This window comes from Halomonas sp. H10-59, from assembly GCF_040070555.1.
In the GTDB taxonomy this organism is placed as follows: Bacteria; Pseudomonadota; Gammaproteobacteria; order Pseudomonadales; family Halomonadaceae; genus Halomonas; species Halomonas litopenaei.
Genome location: NZ_CP098828.1, coordinates 2,294,553 through 2,310,658, shown reverse-complemented (window position 1 = coordinate 2,310,658; position 16,106 = coordinate 2,294,553). Strand labels below are relative to the sequence as shown.

Annotated in this window: 20 protein-coding genes; 4 read left to right on the top strand and 16 right to left on the bottom strand. The window is 62.6% G+C overall.

Annotated features, from left to right (window positions below):
* Nucleotides 1-36: 36 nt before the first annotated feature.
* The 3 genes from NFG57_RS10015 to NFG57_RS10005 all read right to left on the bottom strand — a co-directional run bounded on the left by NFG57_RS10015 (nucleotide 37) and on the right by NFG57_RS10005 (nucleotide 900).
* On the bottom strand, nucleotides 37-165 hold the full coding sequence (locus tag NFG57_RS10015) for a hypothetical protein (RefSeq protein ID WP_348816117.1): 129 nt from the start codon (nucleotides 163-165) through the stop codon (nucleotides 37-39).
* Nucleotides 166-322: 157 nt separating this feature from the next.
* Nucleotides 323-481: a hypothetical protein gene (locus NFG57_RS10010; RefSeq protein WP_156088610.1), complete on the bottom strand. Its 159-nt coding sequence runs from the start codon at nucleotides 479-481 to the stop codon at nucleotides 323-325.
* Nucleotides 481-900, bottom strand: coding sequence for a hypothetical protein (locus NFG57_RS10005; RefSeq protein ID WP_213227843.1), 420 nt, complete (start codon nucleotides 898-900; stop codon nucleotides 481-483). The genes NFG57_RS10010 and NFG57_RS10005 overlap by 1 nt, the downstream gene beginning before the upstream one ends.
* A gap of 173 nt (nucleotides 901-1,073) precedes the next feature.
* On the opposite strand from NFG57_RS10005, the gene NFG57_RS10000 reads away from it, so the two are divergent.
* A complete protein-coding gene (locus NFG57_RS10000; RefSeq protein WP_045992080.1) occupies nucleotides 1,074-1,499 on the top strand; it encodes a SufE family protein in 426 nt (141 codons plus the stop codon).
* Between the two features lie 34 nt (nucleotides 1,500-1,533).
* On the opposite strand, the gene yidD is transcribed toward NFG57_RS10000, so the two are convergent.
* From yidD to NFG57_RS09970, 6 genes are all read right to left on the bottom strand, one after another.
* Nucleotides 1,534-1,833: a membrane protein insertion efficiency factor YidD gene (gene yidD / locus NFG57_RS09995; RefSeq protein ID WP_348816173.1), complete on the bottom strand. Its 300-nt coding sequence runs from the start codon at nucleotides 1,831-1,833 to the stop codon at nucleotides 1,534-1,536.
* 100 nt (nucleotides 1,834-1,933) lie between these two features.
* Nucleotides 1,934-2,377, bottom strand: coding sequence for a phosphoribosyl-AMP cyclohydrolase (hisI, locus tag NFG57_RS09990; protein ID WP_108447947.1), 444 nt, complete (start codon nucleotides 2,375-2,377; stop codon nucleotides 1,934-1,936).
* 5 nt (nucleotides 2,378-2,382) lie between these two features.
* Nucleotides 2,383-2,901 (bottom strand): transcriptional repressor, encoded by a 519-nt coding sequence (locus NFG57_RS09985; protein WP_348816116.1) that lies wholly within the window; start codon nucleotides 2,899-2,901, stop codon nucleotides 2,383-2,385.
* A 72-nt stretch (nucleotides 2,902-2,973) separates the two neighbouring features.
* Nucleotides 2,974-3,954, bottom strand: a complete 981-nt coding sequence (locus NFG57_RS09980; protein ID WP_045992077.1) for an alpha-L-glutamate ligase-like protein — start codon at nucleotides 3,952-3,954, stop codon at nucleotides 2,974-2,976.
* 3 nt (nucleotides 3,955-3,957) lie between these two features.
* Nucleotides 3,958-5,472: an inactive transglutaminase family protein gene (locus tag NFG57_RS09975; protein ID WP_108447945.1), complete on the bottom strand. Its 1,515-nt coding sequence runs from the start codon at nucleotides 5,470-5,472 to the stop codon at nucleotides 3,958-3,960.
* Between the two features lie 61 nt (nucleotides 5,473-5,533).
* Nucleotides 5,534-6,385 (bottom strand): ATP-dependent zinc protease, encoded by an 852-nt coding sequence (locus NFG57_RS09970; RefSeq protein ID WP_108133627.1) that lies wholly within the window; start codon nucleotides 6,383-6,385, stop codon nucleotides 5,534-5,536.
* A gap of 679 nt (nucleotides 6,386-7,064) precedes the next feature.
* On the opposite strand from NFG57_RS09970, the gene NFG57_RS09965 reads away from it, so the two are divergent.
* From NFG57_RS09965 to NFG57_RS09955, 3 genes are all read left to right on the top strand, one after another.
* A complete protein-coding gene (locus NFG57_RS09965) occupies nucleotides 7,065-7,520 on the top strand; it encodes a type 1 glutamine amidotransferase domain-containing protein (RefSeq protein WP_348816115.1) in 456 nt (151 codons plus the stop codon).
* Between the two features lie 41 nt (nucleotides 7,521-7,561).
* Entirely contained in the window at nucleotides 7,562-7,777 is a 216-nt protein-coding gene (locus NFG57_RS09960) for a hypothetical protein (RefSeq protein ID WP_348816113.1), read from the top strand.
* Between the two features lie 72 nt (nucleotides 7,778-7,849).
* The gene (locus NFG57_RS09955; protein WP_348816112.1) at nucleotides 7,850-8,362 is read left to right on the top strand and encodes an N-acetyltransferase; all 513 of its coding nucleotides are present in this window, start codon (nucleotides 7,850-7,852) and stop codon (nucleotides 8,360-8,362) included.
* Nucleotides 8,363-8,761: 399 nt separating this feature from the next.
* Here NFG57_RS09955 and NFG57_RS09950 read toward each other — a convergent pair whose 3' ends face one another.
* The 7 genes from NFG57_RS09950 to NFG57_RS09920 form a co-directional block, all read right to left on the bottom strand.
* Nucleotides 8,762-9,520 carry a FadR/GntR family transcriptional regulator gene (locus tag NFG57_RS09950; protein ID WP_348816111.1) on the bottom strand — a complete coding sequence of 253 codons (759 nt, stop codon included), beginning with the start codon at nucleotides 9,518-9,520 and terminating at the stop codon, nucleotides 8,762-8,764.
* Nucleotides 9,521-9,723: 203 nt separating this feature from the next.
* Nucleotides 9,724-10,536 carry an NAD(P)-dependent oxidoreductase gene (locus tag NFG57_RS09945; protein ID WP_213227834.1) on the bottom strand — a complete coding sequence of 271 codons (813 nt, stop codon included), beginning with the start codon at nucleotides 10,534-10,536 and terminating at the stop codon, nucleotides 9,724-9,726.
* 49 nt (nucleotides 10,537-10,585) lie between these two features.
* Complete coding sequence (locus NFG57_RS09940) at nucleotides 10,586-11,449, bottom strand: amidohydrolase family protein (RefSeq protein WP_348816110.1); 864 nt, start codon at nucleotides 11,447-11,449, stop codon at nucleotides 10,586-10,588.
* The gene (locus tag NFG57_RS09935; RefSeq protein WP_348816109.1) at nucleotides 11,446-12,588 is read right to left on the bottom strand and encodes a mandelate racemase/muconate lactonizing enzyme family protein; all 1,143 of its coding nucleotides are present in this window, start codon (nucleotides 12,586-12,588) and stop codon (nucleotides 11,446-11,448) included. Before NFG57_RS09935 ends, NFG57_RS09940 begins: the two co-directional genes overlap by 4 nt.
* 74 nt (nucleotides 12,589-12,662) lie before the next feature.
* Nucleotides 12,663-13,943 carry a TRAP transporter large permease gene (locus NFG57_RS09930; protein ID WP_348816108.1) on the bottom strand — a complete coding sequence of 427 codons (1,281 nt, stop codon included), beginning with the start codon at nucleotides 13,941-13,943 and terminating at the stop codon, nucleotides 12,663-12,665.
* 2 nt (nucleotides 13,944-13,945) lie between these two features.
* Nucleotides 13,946-14,575, bottom strand: a complete 630-nt coding sequence (locus tag NFG57_RS09925) for a TRAP transporter small permease (RefSeq protein WP_231498708.1) — start codon at nucleotides 14,573-14,575, stop codon at nucleotides 13,946-13,948.
* Nucleotides 14,576-14,632: 57 nt separating this feature from the next.
* Nucleotides 14,633-15,640 (bottom strand): TRAP transporter substrate-binding protein, encoded by a 1,008-nt coding sequence (locus NFG57_RS09920; RefSeq protein WP_045992069.1) that lies wholly within the window; start codon nucleotides 15,638-15,640, stop codon nucleotides 14,633-14,635.
* Nucleotides 15,641-16,106: the final 466 nt, after the last annotated feature.

The following is a 16,106-nucleotide window of genomic DNA, read 5'->3' as shown; positions in this document are numbered from 1 at the left end:
CTAGCAGAGCCCGCCAATGGAGCCAACCAGGCAATCCTAGTGCTCGAGGGGGCCGCGCTTTCGGGCGATATAACGATTGGCGTGCTCGGTGAGCGCCTTGACGTCGGACTTGTAGCCACGGTCGAGTCGGTAGGCGGCCACCACACCGAAGACGAGGAGTGGCATCGCCAGCAGTCGCTGCACGGCCTTGGCCAGGCAGAAGGACCAAGATGGGGTCAAGGGAAGGGGGGAGAATAAGGAATGAAGAAACAGCCCCCCCCCTGGACAGGTTTCTGGCTGAGGGCGGCTAGCAGAGCCCGCCAATGGAGCCAACCAGGCAATCCTAGTGCTCGAGGGGGCCGCGCTTTCGGGCGATATAACGATTGGCGTGCTCGGTGAGCGCCTTGACGTCGGACTTGTAGCCACGGTCGAGTCGGTAGGCGGCCACCGCCAGCGCCAAGGTGGCGCCCAGCATGATCAGCATGGCGATATGGAATGTCATCACTTGTCCCTCCAGGTGAGCAGGGCCTTGGCATAGGATGCCACGAGTGCCAGACCAAAGCCAACGAAGGCGCCCCAAAGCGGCTTGGCCGTGCTGGCCACCACCAGCGTCGCCCCCGAGCTATCCTTGTCGGCGAAGAACAGCGCAATCAGCGAAAGCGCGCCGACGGTGGTGCCCGCGCGATCGGCCAGATCCAGCAGATTGGTAAGGATGGCCGCTCGCTTGGCCCGTCGCTGGGCGGCCAGGTGAGCGATGATCTCTTCCAGCTGCTGCTGCGTCAGGCCTCGCTCGGAGGCCGGCGTGCCGGTCTTGCCGGCCCGTGACGAGCCCAGGTACTGGTCGAGCTCCTTTTCCAGTGCATCGAGTCGTCTATCACGTGAGCGATGCGGGCCCTGTCCTTGGGGGTCTGGCGCTTGCATGTCGATCTCTTTATGTAGCTTAGGCGGCGAGCGACAGCGAGTGCTCCGTTGTCACCCGCTCAGGGCGAATTCTAGCATGACGCCTGGCCGGGTTCTCCGAACCGGGGCTGACCGGGGGAGGACGACGGCGGGGCCTGGCAGGTATAATCCTGGCAGCATTCTAGGGAGTCACCATGACCACGACGAGTACCGCAGAACAGGCCCAGCAGGAGCTGCTGGAAGAGTTTGAACTGTTCGACAACTGGATGGACCGCTATCAGTACATCATCGACATGGGCAAGGCATTGCCGGCCTTCCCCGATGAGCACAAGCGTGACGAGCTGAAGATTCAGGGCTGTCAGTCCAATGTGTGGATGCACCACGAGCGCCAGGGCGACACCCTGCACTTTGCCGCCATCTCGGACGCCGCCATCGTGTCAGGGCTGATCGCCGTGCTGATGCGCATCTACAACGATCGAAAGCCCAGCGACATCCTCGCCACCAGTCCACATTTTCTCAAGGACCTGGGCCTCGACAAGCACCTGTCGCCGACCCGCAGCAATGGCCTCAACGCCATGCTCGAGCGCATCTATCGCGTCGCTGAGCAGGAAGCTGCCTGACGCTTGAACCCTGGGCGTCGACGAGGCGCCCGCGTCAGTCCGCTGATCTCGAGTCGCTGTCGCCGCGCACCTCAAACCACTCGTCGAGCTCCGGATCCTGGCGGCAAAGCCTCTCGCTGGGCCCGCCAGGCACAGGATCGATGCCGCCCTTGGCGCCAGGATGGCAGCGCAGAATACGCTTGAGCGCTAGCCAACCGCCCCGTATCGGGCCGTGAACCGTTATGGCTTCGTGACTGTAGTGCGAGCAGCTTGGCCAGTAGCGACAGCGTGGGCCCAGCAATGGGCTGATGACACCCTGGTAGAGGCGAATCAGCGCCAGTAACGGCCATGCCAGCCAGCGCTTCGGTCCGCGCGCTCGGAGTGATGGCTCCTGCGCGGGGGGCGATCGATCATCGCGACCACGGCCGCTGTCAGCCCCGGCCGTCGCCGATGACTCAGGATCCCTTGGTGTAGAGCTCATCGGGATCGATCAGCGCAGCGCTGTTGATACGGGCGCTGTCCGCTTCCAGGGACAGATAGAAACAGCTACGACGGCCGGTATGGCAGGCCGGACCGGTCTGCTCGACCTGCAGCAGCAGGGTATCGCCGTCACAGTCCAGCGACGCACTCCTGAGATGCTGCTGCTGGCCGGAAGACTCGCCCTTGCGCCACAGCTTGGCGCGGGAGCGGGAGTAGTAGCATACCCGGCCAGTGCGCAGCGTTTCCTCCAGCGCCTCCCGGTTCATCCACGCCATCATCAGCACTTCGCCGCTATCGTGCTGCTGGGCGATGGCCGGCAGCAGGCCATCGCCGTTGAATCGCACATTGGCCAGCACCTCTTCGAGAGAATGACGGCTATCGCAGGGTTCGCGCTCGAGGCGTTTGAGCAGGTCGGTCATGGGGCTCAGGTGGCGTCCTTGGGGGTGGAAGAGGCTGTATTGACTGGATCAACGGTCGCGTCGGCACGCTCCTCGGCACCATCGTTGCGGCTGCCTTGGCAGGCCTGGCACAGGCCAAGCAGTTCGATGGTCTGGCGCTGTACCTGGAAGCCCAGTGTCCTGGCACGACTTGCCAGTTGCTCGTTGATCTCGTCGAGGTGCAATTCCTCGACGCGCCCGCAGTCCCGGCAGATCAGCAACTGGAAGCGATGGGCATGCTCGGGGCAGGGGCAAGCGACGTAGGCATTGAGCGACTCGATGCGATGTACCAGTCCCTGTTCGATCAGGAACTCCAGCGCACGGTACACCGTCGGGGGGCGCGCGGCGGCGTGATCCTTGGCTAGCCGATCCAGCAGATCGTAAGCCTTGAGGCCGCCGCTGGCCTCACCGATCAGTTCCAGTACACGTCGCCGGATGGGGGTGAAGCGCACGCCACGATGTGCGCAGTGAGCTTCAGCCTGTTGTAGCAGGGCGGTTTCGGTCATGGGGTCCAATATTCACGAAGCGGCAACCTAGTCTACGCGCTGGCCCGCCGGCGGGCCAGACACGCGAAACTGTCAAATGGCTTCTGCCGGGGCTTCCTGCAGCTCGCCCTGGCGGGCGAAGTGGTGCTGGGCGAAGGCCACCCGCTCGGCAGCGCTACGCTCCTCAGTCTGCGCCTCGATCAGATCGAGGCGTCGCCGCAAGCCTTCGCCATTGGCCATCTGGATCGCCAGGCCAGGGCGGGCGTTCAGCTCGAGCAACATGGGGCCGCGGTCACGATCGAGCACCATGTCGGTGCCGAGATAGCCAAGCCCGGTCATCTCGTAGCAGCCGGAGGCGAGTTCAAGAAGGGTGGTCCAGCCAGTGATCTGCAGGCTGGCCAGTTCGTGGCCAGTATCGGGATGATCGGTGCGCGAACGATCGAACTGGACACCTCGTACGGCGCGCCCGCTGGCGATATCGATACCGACGCCCACCGCGCCCTGGTGCAGGTTGGCCTTGCCGTCGGAGGCGGCGGTGGACAGCCGCATCATCGCCATCACCGGGTAGCCCTTGAACACGATGACACGGATATCCGGCACCCCTTCGTAGGTATAGGCAGCGAAGGTGGTATCGAAGTTGATCAGCCCCTCGACCAGGGCAACGTCCGGGGAGCCCCCAAGCGAATAGAGCCCCGAAAGGATATTGGAGACGTGGCGTTCGACATCCTCGATATCCAGCTCCGCGCCGCTGGGCTTGATGAAGTGCTTGCCCTCGACGCGCTCGATGACCAGGATGCCCTTGCCGCCGCTGCCCTTGGCTGGCTTGATCACAAAACCGTTGTGGCCCGCCAGCATCTCGCTGATGTGCTTGACACTAAACTGGGTCGACACCGTGCCGATATGCTCCGGCGTGGTGATGCCGTATTCCTGTGCCAGCAGCTTGGTCTTGAGCTTGTCATCCACCAGCGGATACAGCTTGCGACTGTTGTAGCGACCGATGTAACGGATGTTACGCCGGTTCATGCCGATGATGCCCTTGGCCTTGAGCTTGCCGGGACTGGTCCAGTTGAGCATGGCTCAGTCCTCCGTGACCGGCTTGAAACGACGCAGTTCGAGCAGTCGGTAACCGGTGTAGTTGCCCAGCAGCAGGATCAGCGCCATCAGGATGAGCTGCAGGCCGAGGAAGTTGAAGGTGATGTGACGAATCCACGGATTGTTCATCGCCAGATAGGCCAGTACCGCGGTCAGCAGGCTGCCGCCGCCCTGGATCAGCACTTCCTTGGGGCCTTCTTCTTCCCACAGGATCGACATCCGTTCGATGGTCCAGGACAGGATGATCATCGGGAAGAAGGTGATCGTCAGGCCCGCATTGAGGCCAAAGCGATAGGACAGCACGGTGAAGATCGAGATGATCGCTATCACCGTTATTATCACCGCCGTCACCCTGGCCACCAGCAATAGATTCAAGTGTGACAGATAGCTGCGGATGACCAGACCGACGGCCACCACCAGCAGAAACCCGACCAGGCCGGTGAGCAGGGTGGTCTGGATGAAGGCCAGGGCAATCAGTACCGGCATGAAGGTACCGGACGTCTTGATGCCGATCAGCACCCGCAGCAGCACCACCACCAGCGCACCGATCGGGATCAGCAGGATGGTCTGGAACAGCGCCTGCTCCTCGAGCGGCAAGCTGTGAATCGAGAAGTTGAGCAGGGTATCGCTGTCCTCGGCGAGCTGGCTGCGTACCGCCGCCGCGGCGGGCTGGTTGCGTACCAGCATGGAGAAGGAAATACGTGAATCGCGACCGCCTTCCACCTCGAGCACGGCATTGCCAGCGCTTTCCCACATCAACAGGTTGTCGGGCTTGCCCTGTTCGCCGGTGGCCGGATTGAACAGTGCGCGCTTGTCGCCGTCATAGACCTGTATCCACGAGGTCAGGCTCTGGCGCCGACGGCCGCTGTCGAGCATCAGGCCACTGACCTCACGGGCGGCAACGCCGGCCTGGTTCAACAGGCGCACGGCCAGCGGCACACGATCGAACTGGGTCAGCAGTAGCCTGGCATTTTCCCCCTGGCGGTCATCGGCGAATTCGCTCAGCAATTCACGGGCGAAGGTAAAGGCGTCGGACGAGCGTGCCCAGGCGCGGTCGATCACCTGCTGGGCGGCGGTGTCGTAGGGACGCTCCCAGGCGACATCGGTCACCGGCGGCGGCGGGGGCGGAGCGGTTGCCTTGCGGGCACCTTCGGTCACCAGTACCTGGGCGGTGTAGTAGAGGCGCTGATCGCCCACCGCCTCGCGGGTGGACCACTCGGCGCGACGTGCGCCGTTTTCCTGCAGGAACGCCAGGCCGTAACCCGGTGAGGCGGTGTGCTCGGTCAGCACCCGAAAACCGGCCTGAGAGGAGGGCAGGGCCATGTCCACCTTGGCCGGCTCGCCCTGGCCATCGAAGGTGACCTGAGCCTCGATTTCCCAGACCTGGCGCTGTTCACCCGGCGTCCAGGGGACCTCGAATTCCACGTGGCGGTGAATGCTCATCGCGATGCCAACCACCATCAGCAGGGCGACGATCAGATAAAAGGGCAGTCTGGACATGGGTCTTCCTTAATCGGGAGCGAAAGGCCGACGCCCCGGGGCGTCGGCACACAGCGTTATCTCAGGGCTGTTCCTGATCATCACGATCGGCCGCTTCCTCGTCGGCGGCTTCGCTGGCCGATTCCCCTCCTGGGAATTCGGGACGGTCGTGCAGGTAGTGGCGTGCCACGTCGATGACGGCGATATCCAACAGGAAACGACGGCCAAGCAGGACGGGATAGCTCAGGTGGGTGCGGTCGTTCAGGGTGAATTCGACCTGTTCACGCAGCGGGCCGAGGGTCATCAGCAGGCTGACCACGGGGCGGCTTTCTTCACCGTTGGCCTGGACGATGGTCACCTTGCGTTCTACCGGTGCCTCGATCCATTCATCGCGCACGGCCTCGACCACCGAATCCTCTTCATTGAGGCCCAGCTTGAAGCGCACCCATTCGTCACCATCCCGTTCGAAGGTGGTGACATCGGTAGCGGACAGCGATGAGGTGTTGGCCCCGGAGTCGATCCGCGCCTTCAGATAGGTGCCCACATCGGGCAAGCCAACCCACTCGCTGCGACCCAGCAGTTCTTTGTTGTCGATACCGGACTCGGTGCTGGCCTCGCACTGCGTCGTCCGAGGACCGGGCTCCGCGCTGCCGCGCTCGAGCCCGGCCAGATCTTGGCGTACGCCGCGCAGCAGGCTACCGACTTCGCGGATATCGGCGGTCATGCGGCGATCCTGCGCCGCCTGTTCACTGAGCATGTCGTGGGTCAGGTCGCAGCGTCCCGCCAGGCGCGTCTCGAGCCCTCGGATCTCGGCGTGGAATTCCGAAGGCGTGAGAGGCTCAGGAGGAGGCGGAGCGTCGACCGGTGCCAGAGCACAGCCACCGAGCATCGCGGCGGCGGCCAAAGAAAGAAAACGAGTCGGTCGGAGGGGCATGACGCTAGCGTCCTTGTATCGGCATCGACAAAAATGGTGTGACTCGACAAGACCACTTCCGAGGAAGCTAATCGAACGAGACAAATTGAAGCGATGATAAGGAGCGACGCCAGCGCTGTCCATGCTGGGGCCGGGTTGATCACGCCTCAGGTGCTCCGCTGTACTGCTGAGAACCGCCCACAATCCCGAGCCCGCACCCCTGAAAAAGCGCAAGGGTGTCTACTGAGCGGGGCCCATGTCTACCTCATCAGAAATCGGGACAATAGACCCAAGGAGTTGCCTGAGTATTGGCGGCTACACAAGTCCCTATACACGCCCCTGGGCATTCCGCTTCCACTATGCAGAACCTTTCGTGCTTTGCTGAAGCTAGCACGAGGCTGACTACAATAACGCAACAAGATAGCGACAGAGTCGACTACAAGGTTCAACGTTCTCGTCGGAGCCCTCGCCATGGATAACAAGATTCTTGTGGTAGTGACCAGTCACGCCAAGTATCCCAATCATGATCGAGCCACGGGTCTGTGGCTAGGTGAAGCCGTGCATTTCATCGATCATGTCGAACAGGCTGGCTGGACCTGCGACATCGCAAGCCCCAAGGGGGGGCTATACGCCCATCGATCCCCACAGTCTGGCGGCCGCCGAAGCGATTGACTGGGACTACTATCAGAACAAGGACTTCATGAACCGCCTGGGTACGACGCTGGCCCTGGACGAGGTCAACGCAGCGGACTATCGGGCAATCTATCTGGCGGGCGGGCATGGAGTCATCTGGGACTTTCCGGGCAACGAGACGCTCCAACGCCTGTGTCGGGACATCTACGAGGCAGACGGTATCGTATCCTCTGTGTGTCACGGTGCCGTGGGCTTGCTCAATGTGACCCGGGATGATGGGGAATACCTGATCAAGGGCATGAAGGTGACCGGCTTCTCCAATCACGAGGAGCACCTGGCCAAGCTCGACGACATCGTGCCGTTTCTTACCGAAACGGAGCTTGTCGAGCGTGGCGGGCTCTATTTGAAGGCGGATCGCGCCTGGGAGCCATTCGCCGTAGTCGATGAGCGGCTGGTCACCGGGCAAAATCCAGCCTCGGGCCGACGCGTGGCCGAACTGGTGCTGGAAGCGTTGGGCGACTGATCACCGTCGGTCAGCAAGATCTTTTCTATCCGGACATCACCATGGCAGCCAGACATCGTCAGGGAAGACGCACGATAGCGATTATCGTCACCACGGCGCTGGTCGCCGGACTCGTCATGGGGTTCTACGCAGGAAGCCGTTACCAGCTCTGGCATCTCCAGGACGCCTGCCTGGATGCCGGAGGACGGGTTTCAGACGACGGTGTGGCACGATGTGAAATCGAACGTGAGATCGAGCGTGAGTTCGACCCCAGGTAGCCTTGGTTCGAAACCTGTTGGCGGCGGCCACCGTGTCGGTATTGGGTATGTGCACGCTATCGGAGATCGCCAATGATTGTTCGTGAAGAAGCGCCAAGGGATCACGACGTCATCGAAGCATTGATTCTTGCGGCCTTCGACGACCATCCCCAGCATGCACCGGGCGCAGGGCCTACCGAACACCTGATCGTCAGGGCGCTGAGGGCAAGCGAACGCCTGACGCTGTCCTTGGTGGCGGCCGACCAGGGCATGATCGTCGGGCATCTGTGTCTGTCACCGGTGCTGATCGATGGCGAGGCGACAGCCTGGTTTGGGCTCGGCCCTGTAGCAGTCGCGCCGGCATGTCAGCGCAAGGGCATCGGCGCACGCCTGATCCGCGAAGGACTTGGGCGCATGCAAGAGCAAGGCGCCGCTGGTGTGGTGGTGCTGGGTGAGCCCGAGTACTACGGGCGCTTCGGCTTTTCGCGACATCCGGGGCTATGGCTCGCCCAAGTGCCGGCTGAGTTTTTTCTGGCGCTGCCGTTGGATGATCGCGGCAGCATGCCGACCGGGGAGGTCACGTATGATCCGGCGTTTTCATCCTGAACCGCCAGAGGTGCAAGCGGCGATGAGAGTGTCGGCAGAGGGAGCCGGATGGATGGGACAGAAATGGATGGGACAGAAAGCCGGCACGTATCATTAACGTCCATCGATAGGAATGATGCAGAGCGCAGAGGCTTGTCCGGGACAACCGGCAAACACCTCATTTAACATAATATAGATTATGCGAACCAAGGGTCATGAAAGCTTGTGAAGGCTGATAACAGCCTCTTGTCACCAGAACCCCGCATCAATCGCTGTCCTTATCTACCTCGAACTTACCTCGAACTCGGCGGTAGCTTCCCACCAAGCTCAACGGATTCCGATCACCGAACTGGCATCCCTACGTGGCGGCCACTCACATTCACACGAGCACGATCTGATGCTCTGGTGGCCGGCACTGACTCAACCCTTCTCCTTGAACCGCTGGTAGGTCTCCCGGGCGCGTTCCAGGTGGCGCGCCATGGCGGCTCTGGCGGCGTCGGGGTCGCGTGACAGGATGGCGTCGAGAACGTCCTGGTGCTCGGCTTCCACGCGTTTGAGATAGGTGCTGGTGGAGTCGGTATTGACCTCGCTGGTCGCCAGCTTCGAGCGCGGAATCGCGCTCAGGTTGAGCTGCTCCAGCGCCTGTGGGAAGAACGGATTATGGGTGGCCCTGGCAATCGCGTGGTGGAACTCGAAGTCCTCGTTACGCGCCTGGCTACGCTGCTGACGAGCCTTGACGAAGGCCGCATGGGTGTCACGCAGGCGAGTCTCGTCGTCGGCCTCGAAGCGCTCGGCGGCCAACGCCGCCGCCGCAGGCTCCAGATTAAGCCGCAGCTCGATGACATGCAGGATGTCTTCGACGGTGGTCGGACGAATCCGCTTGGCGGGCATGGCCTCGGCCGGTGCGGCCCGGATCACCGTGGTGCCGACGCCACGCCGTGCCTCGACCAGGCCCAGCGACTTGAGGTGAGCCACCGCCTCGCGAATCACCGTCCTGCTGACACCGAAGGAATCACACAGGCCGCTTTCTGTCGGCAGCTTCTCGCCGACGGCGATGGTTCCGGCGGTGATCAGACCTTCCAGCTGGTCGGCCACGTTCATCGACAGACTACCTTCACGCGTCAGCTTCTTGACGTTGAGCGTTGCCGGTTCCGTGCGGGGTGCTGGCTTGGCTGCCATGGTCGATTCCTCATCAGTTCGCGTGGCATCACGCGACGTGCCGCAAAGCGCTATTTAACAGGGCTGTATATCAGCACTGACTATCAGGACGCCAGTGTATCAAGGCGCTGGCGTCAGGTCCCCGGTGTCAGGCTGCTCGATCCTCTGTCCCTCTGCCAGTGCCGGAGACGGATGCCTGGTGGCTTTCCGCGACGATTCAGTGGCTATTCATCGTCAGGATGACCCTGGCCTGCAAACTTGCCGCCCTGGAAGCGCACCGATGGGTCATCGGGAGCCAACCGCCCTCCTCTGGCCTCGATCTCGGCACGCCAGGGTTCGGAGCTGTCCCTTGGCACCCAGCCCAGAAAGCCTGCTTCGCGATTGTCCCACCATTGTTCGGCGTTGTTGGAGGCGCCGTAGACCACGGTGTAGCCCAGTTCAGGGACACAGAAGGCGCGCTCGAGCAACGCCACGAAATCCTCGACGCTCATCCAGGTGGCCAGCATGCGGGCATCGGCGGGCTCGGGGAAGCAGGAGCCAATACGCACCGCCAGGGTTTCGACCCCGAACTTGTCGAAGTACAGACTGGCGAGGTCCTCGCCGAAGCTTTTCGACACGCCATAGAGCGAATCCGGGCGTTTCGGCACCTTGGCGTCCAACCGCTGATGCTGTGGGTAGAAGCCGATGACGTGGTTGGAACTGGCGAATACCACCCGCGGCTTGTCATGACGGCGCACCGCCTCATAGAGGTGATAGGTGCCCATGATGTTGGCCGGCAGGATCTGCTGCCAGGAACGCTCCACGGATACACCGCCCAGGTGGATAACTCCATCACAGCCTTCCACCAGGCGAGCAACAGCATCGACGTCGGTCAGGTCTGCCGTGACGATCTCTTCATGGCGGGTGTCGTGGGTCACGTCCTGGTCGACGGCGACCATGTCGGACAGCCGGACCTCCTTCGCCAGGCGACTCAAATGAGGTCTCAGAGCGGTGCCCAGGCCCCCGGCGGCGCCGGTGACCAGCAGTCGATTCAACATGTCAGAATTCCTTCTCGCGTGTCGTGTCTCGTGTCTCGTGATACGCGCTTCAGCGACCGAAGCCGTACAGTTCGGCGGGATTGTCGACCAGGATGCGTTGGCGCTGCTGCTCATTGGCCCAGGCCAGCAGTACGTCGAGCTGGTCAGGGTCGTCGGGATACTGATCTCGCGGGACACCAACATGGGGCCAGTTGCTGCCCCAGAGGATGCGCTCCGGTGCGTGGTTGATGACCCGCCGGGCGATGGCGCCGACGTCGTCATAGTCGGGCCCTCCGCTGAGGCTGGTTTCATAACCGGCGCAGATCTTGAACCAGGCGTTGCCGCGATCGAGCAACCTGAGGATGGCGTCGACGCGAGGATCATCGGCCGGCACCGGATCGATGAACTTGCCGATATGATCGATGATGTACGGGCACTCGATACGTTCCAGCTTCGGCAGGTGCTGGTCGAGCTCGCGGCCATTGAACTGCACCATCAGGTGCCAGCCCATGGGCGCGATCAACGGCTCGACCTCGGGCAGGCGAGCCAACGGCATGGCGCCTCCGCCCAGGTTCATGATGCGTGCGCCGCGCACACCTCGGCCATGCCAGTCTTCGAGGGTTTTCAAAGGGGTGTCGGGACTGACGACGGCGACCCCGCGGGCCTTGTCCAGGCCTAGTTGGTCGAGCGATTCAAGCAAGGCGCCATTGTCGAACTGATAGGCGTTGGACTGGGTCACGACCACCCTGTCGAGCCCCATCCAGCGCTGATAGCGCCTGAAGTCCTCGAGGGTCGCGAGCTCCTTGATCGGCGCGGCCTGCGGGTGTCCCTCGAAGCCTTCCAGAAACAGGTGGGCATGGCAATCGGTGGCACCGGCGGGCGCCTTCAGCCTGGGCGCGCGCCCTTCCAGCAGACGGGTATTGGCCGGTATCACTGTCTTGTCTCCTTGAGGGCGAAACGTGTCAGGGCGTCGCGATCGATCTCGATGCCAAGTCCAGGGCCGTCGGGGATATCGACCCAGCCCTGATGATGCTCCAGCGGCTGGGTAACAATGGCCTGACGGAAGGGATTGTGGGTCCGATCGAACTCCATGATGGGTTCGATCGGCTCACGTCTGGGCGGATTGGGCGGCAGCGCCGCCATGGCCTGAAGGCTGGCGGCGATGCACACGGCGGTGCCCCACACATGGGGAATCAGGCGCACGCCATGAAGCGCCGCCATATCCACGACGCGCCGCATCTCGGTGAAGCCGCCGACGCTGCATATGTCGGGCTGGCAGATATCGATGGCGCGACTGGCCAGCGGCTCCTGCATGGCGTAGCGGCCATGCCAGTTCTCGCCACTGGCGACCGGTAGAGGCTGGCCATCGCGCACCGCGCGATAGGTATGAATCTGCTCCGGTAGTACCGGTTCCTCGAACCAGTCGACGTCGTAAGCCGCCGCCCGCTTGCCGACCTCGAGGGCCTCCAGCAGGTCATAGCCGTGGTTGGCATCGATCATCAGACGCCGATCGGGACCGATGGCCTCGCGCACGGCGGCGATGACCCGAAGATCTTCCTCGACGTTGAAGCCAATCTTGATCTTGACCCCGTGAAAGCCTTCCTCGGCGTAGCCCGCCACCTCCGCGGCGATATCACTGACCCGGTCCACGCCATCGCGACGAAAGGAGCCGGTGGCGTAGGCCTGGACGCGTTCGCGAAAACGCCCTCCCAAGAGCTCCGACACGCTGGCACCGTAGTGCTTGCCCTTGATGTCCCACAGCGCGATGTCGATGCCGCTGAGGGCGGTCATGGTCAGCCCCCGCTGGCCCTGGTCACGCAGCCGGTTGTAGAGCATGAGCCACAGTTTTTCATGCTCCAGCGGGTTGGCGCCGATCAGGGTGTCGGCGTAGGTGGCCACCACCGCGGCGTTGGCCTGGGCCGGACCGAGGCACTCCCCCCAGCCGACGGTGCCGTCTTCGCAGGTGATCTCCACCAGGCAGTGCTGGCGGCGTTCGAAGCGCATGGAAGCACTTTCGAAGGCCTGTTCAAGGGGATGATCCAGCAGATGGGTCTCGACCCTGGCGATCTTCATCGGTGTGCCTCTTTTCCTGTAGGTGGTCAGCGGTGTGTGACGCCTCGTCAAAGGGTGGCTTGGCATGGTCGCCATCACTCCAGCATGTTGGGCAGCGCCATGGACAGTGCCGGTACGTAGGTCACCAGCATCAGGGCGGCGAACAACGCCAGGTAAAACGGCCAGATGGTGCGAACGGTCTGTTCGATCTTGATCTTGCCGACCACGCTGCCGACAAACAGGCAGGCACCCACCGGCGGCGTGCACAGCCCGAGCCCCAGATTCATCATCATCATGATGCCGAACTGGATCGGATCCATGCCGAACTGGGCGGCAATCGGCAGAAAGATCGGCGTGCAGATCAGGATCAGCGCCGCCATGTCCATGATCATGCCGAGTGCCAGCAGGATCAGGTTCAGCATCAGCAGGATGGCGAGCGGATTGTCGGTGATCCCGAGCAGCGTGTTGGACAGCAACTCCGGCACGCTATAGAGGGCGAGCAGATAGGAGAATGCCGAGGCGCAGCCGACCAGAATCATCACCAGCGCGGTGGTGCGCACCGACTGATAGACCGCCTGCTTGAACGATGCCCAGTGCAGCTCGCGATAGACCAGCGCGGTGATGACGATGGCGTAGATGGCCCCGAAGGCGCCTGACTCGGTCACCGTCAGCACGCCTGACAGCACGCCGCCCACGATGATGACCGCGGTCAGCAACCCTGGCAGTGCGGCGGCAAAGCTGATCGCCAGCGCCTGCCAGCCCGGAAAGCGCTCGCCCTGGTAACCACGCTTGACCGCTACCAGATAGGCGGCCAGGGCCAGCAGGCCACACATCAGGATGCCCGGCACGATGCCCGCCATGAACAGCTTGGTGATGGACAGGCCACCGCCGGCCGCCACGGCGTAGAGGATCATGTTGTGGCTGGGCGGAATCACCACCCCGGCCACCGACGAGGTCACCGTCACGTTGACCGCGTAGTCCGCGTCGTAGCCCTTCTCCTTCATCACCGGAATCAGGATGGAGCCGAGCGCCGAGGTGTCCGCCACCGCGGAACCGGAAATGCCGCCGAACAGCATCGAAGAGGTCACATTGACCACCCCGAGCCCTCCGCGCACCCGGCCCACTGCGGCAGAGGCCAGGCGCACCAGGCGCTGGGAAATTCCGCCGTGCAGCATCAGCTCGCCGGCGAAGATAAAGAACGGAATCGCCAGCAGCGAAAACACCGAAATGCCCGAGAGGATGCGCTGGAATGCCACGAACAGCGGCAGTCCCTCATAGAGAAAGCCCCCTACTGCTGCCAGTCCTACCGCAAAGGCCACCGGAGCGCCGACCGCCAGTCCCAGGGCAAAGAGTCCAAAAACGATAGCGAGTCCCATGCTCAGTCCTCCTGGGTCGGGTTGTGCCGGCCGCCAAGCCGCTTGACGATGTTGGCCACAGCGAACAGCACCATCAGCGCGCCACAGATCGCCAGCGGCGCAGCACGCCAGCTTTCGGAGAGTCCGAGCATCGGGATAGGTCGTGCCAGGTTGGTCATCATCAACTGCCAGCCCTGCCAGGCCATGAAGCCGCCAAAGGCCACCACGAACAGATCCGCCAGATGGTGCATCAGACCCTTGATCGGCGCCGGCATGTTGTCGCGCAGCAGGTCGATGGACAGGTGGCTGTTGTGACGAACGCCGGCAGCGGCGCCGAGAAAGGTGATGTAGGCCACGCTCAGAAGCGCCGTCTGCTCGACCCAGGTGGGGGTGTCATTGAGCACGTAGCGGCCAAATACCAGCCAGCCAAAGGTGATGATCAGCAACACCAGCAGCACCCCGGCCACCATGATGCAACCATGGGCGATACTGTCGAGGATGCGGTCCAGTCGGCTGGGTGTTTCACGCTTGTAGCGTATGCTTCGTGACTCCGGCGATGCCGGAGGAAAGGCACCACGGCGTACCGTGGCGCCCTCTTGCTCTGACTCGGTTTGCTCGGACCCGACGTCAGAGGTGTCTGTGGGTGCGTTCACGCATCAGCCTCCCCGCCCGCCCCCGGCACCGGGGACGGGGCTCTCGGATCAATGGGATCAGTCGGCCTGAGCCGCGCGAATATCGTCGACCAGCGAGGCCAGGTCCGGGTTCTCGGCAAGAAAGCCCTCATAGACCGGTTGCATCAGCGCCTGGAATTCTGACTTGTCCGGAACCTCATTGATCTCGACGCCTGCATCCAGCGCCGTTTGCCGACTGGCCGCGGTACGCTCTTCCCACAGTTCACGCTGCTGCTCGGTGGCGACCTGCCCGGCCTCCCGGACCGCCGCCTGGTCCTCTTCGGACAGCTCGTCCCAGGTACTGCGGGCCATGCACAGGCACTCGGGAATGACCAGGTGGTTGGTCAGTGAGTAGTAGCCGGCAACCTCGTAGTGGCCGCTGGATTCGTAGGACGGGAAGTTGTTCTCGGCGCCGTCGATCACACCGGTCGTCAGCGATTGGTAGACCTCACCGTAGGCCATGGGGGTGGCGTTGCCACCCAGCGCATCGATCATGTCGACGTAGAGGTCGTTGTTCATGACCCGGACCTTCATGCCCTCGACATCTTTCGGAGTCTCGACCGGATGGTCGGTGTTGTAGAGGCTGCGCGAGCCTGCCCCGAACCAACCCAGCGCGACCAGGCCCTGCTCCTCCATCGCTGCGGCGAAGCGTTCGCCGATCTCGCCATCCATCAGTTCGTACATGCGCTCTTCACTTTCAAAGATGAAAGGCAGCGAGAGTACGTTGGCCGCCGGCACCATCGGACCCATGGGGCCCATGTTGAAGTTGCCGAAATCCAGAGCACCGTTGCGGGTCTGCTCGATGGCATCAGGCTGATCCCCCAGCACGGCGTTGTGATAGACCTTTGGTGTGATGCGCCCTTCCGTTCGCTCGTCCACCTCCTTGGCGAAGGTCTCCAGCGCAATGCTGTTGGGGTACTCGGGAGGATGAATGTTCCAGCCGCGCCACTGTTCGGCCAGGGCTGGCGTTGCCAGCAAGGCGGTGGTCGCGGCCAGGCCGGCAAGATGGATGGCGCGGGTGAGCTTGCGTGAAGCGGCGGGATTCATGGCGAGTCCTCTGGTTGACCTTGTTGGCGTTGTTGTCATACCCGGTTGGGCAAGTGTCCGGCCCTCTCTTACTGCCATCACATGGCGATGGCCTGAGCCGTTTTCTGGAAACCATGGCATACTATGTATGACAAAGTAGAAGAGAGGACTTCCTGGCTGCAACCCCTTCCTGACACTTTTTGACTAAAGTGCAATGCCACTGTCGAGGTGCGTTAGCCAAGGCGGCCAACATGATCGACATTTTTCGGAAAAGCCCTTTATTAGCGGGCAATAACGATCTGTCCGAAACCGGTTCCTGGTGCAGAGAGGTCCCGCTGCAGCGGCAGCTTAGTTGTAAAATGCTGTCATTTTCGAGCGTGACGCGTGGCCAGCTGTGTCCCTGTGCCGCCTGAGCTGCATAGGCGGCAGGAAGTCTCGAGGGACGTGCAGGGCCTCGGCTGATAAAGACGTTCAGCGTAGACAATAT

What these genes read in the sequence shown, in the direction of transcription:
- NFG57_RS10015 (WP_348816117.1), bottom strand. Translation starts at nt 165, where the DNA reads ATGCCACTCCTCGTCTTCGGTGTGGTGGCCGCCTACCGACTCGACCGT.
- NFG57_RS10010 (WP_156088610.1), bottom strand. Translation starts at nt 481, where the DNA reads ATGACATTCCATATCGCCATGCTGATCATGCTGGGCGCCACCTTGGCG.
- NFG57_RS10005 (WP_213227843.1), bottom strand. Translation starts at nt 900, where the DNA reads ATGCAAGCGCCAGACCCCCAAGGACAGGGCCCGCATCGCTCACGTGAT.
- NFG57_RS10000 (WP_045992080.1), top strand. Translation starts at nt 1,074, where the DNA reads ATGACCACGACGAGTACCGCAGAACAGGCCCAGCAGGAGCTGCTGGAA.
- hisI (WP_108447947.1), bottom strand. Translation starts at nt 2,377, where the DNA reads ATGACCGACCTGCTCAAACGCCTCGAGCGCGAACCCTGCGATAGCCGT.
- NFG57_RS09985 (WP_348816116.1), bottom strand. Translation starts at nt 2,901, where the DNA reads ATGACCGAAACCGCCCTGCTACAACAGGCTGAAGCTCACTGCGCACAT.
- NFG57_RS09980 (WP_045992077.1), bottom strand. Translation starts at nt 3,954, where the DNA reads ATGCTCAACTGGACCAGTCCCGGCAAGCTCAAGGCCAAGGGCATCATC.
- NFG57_RS09975 (WP_108447945.1), bottom strand. Translation starts at nt 5,472, where the DNA reads ATGTCCAGACTGCCCTTTTATCTGATCGTCGCCCTGCTGATGGTGGTT.
- NFG57_RS09970 (WP_108133627.1), bottom strand. Translation starts at nt 6,385, where the DNA reads ATGCCCCTCCGACCGACTCGTTTTCTTTCTTTGGCCGCCGCCGCGATG.
- NFG57_RS09965 (WP_348816115.1), top strand. Translation starts at nt 7,065, where the DNA reads ATGAACCGCCTGGGTACGACGCTGGCCCTGGACGAGGTCAACGCAGCG.
- NFG57_RS09960 (WP_348816113.1), top strand. Translation starts at nt 7,562, where the DNA reads ATGGCAGCCAGACATCGTCAGGGAAGACGCACGATAGCGATTATCGTC.
- NFG57_RS09955 (WP_348816112.1), top strand. Translation starts at nt 7,850, where the DNA reads ATGATTGTTCGTGAAGAAGCGCCAAGGGATCACGACGTCATCGAAGCA.
- NFG57_RS09950 (WP_348816111.1), bottom strand. Translation starts at nt 9,520, where the DNA reads ATGGCAGCCAAGCCAGCACCCCGCACGGAACCGGCAACGCTCAACGTC.
- NFG57_RS09945 (WP_213227834.1), bottom strand. Translation starts at nt 10,536, where the DNA reads ATGTTGAATCGACTGCTGGTCACCGGCGCCGCCGGGGGCCTGGGCACC.
- NFG57_RS09935 (WP_348816109.1), bottom strand. Translation starts at nt 12,588, where the DNA reads ATGAAGATCGCCAGGGTCGAGACCCATCTGCTGGATCATCCCCTTGAA.
- NFG57_RS09930 (WP_348816108.1), bottom strand. Translation starts at nt 13,943, where the DNA reads ATGGGACTCGCTATCGTTTTTGGACTCTTTGCCCTGGGACTGGCGGTC.
- NFG57_RS09920 (WP_045992069.1), bottom strand. Translation starts at nt 15,640, where the DNA reads ATGAATCCCGCCGCTTCACGCAAGCTCACCCGCGCCATCCATCTTGCC.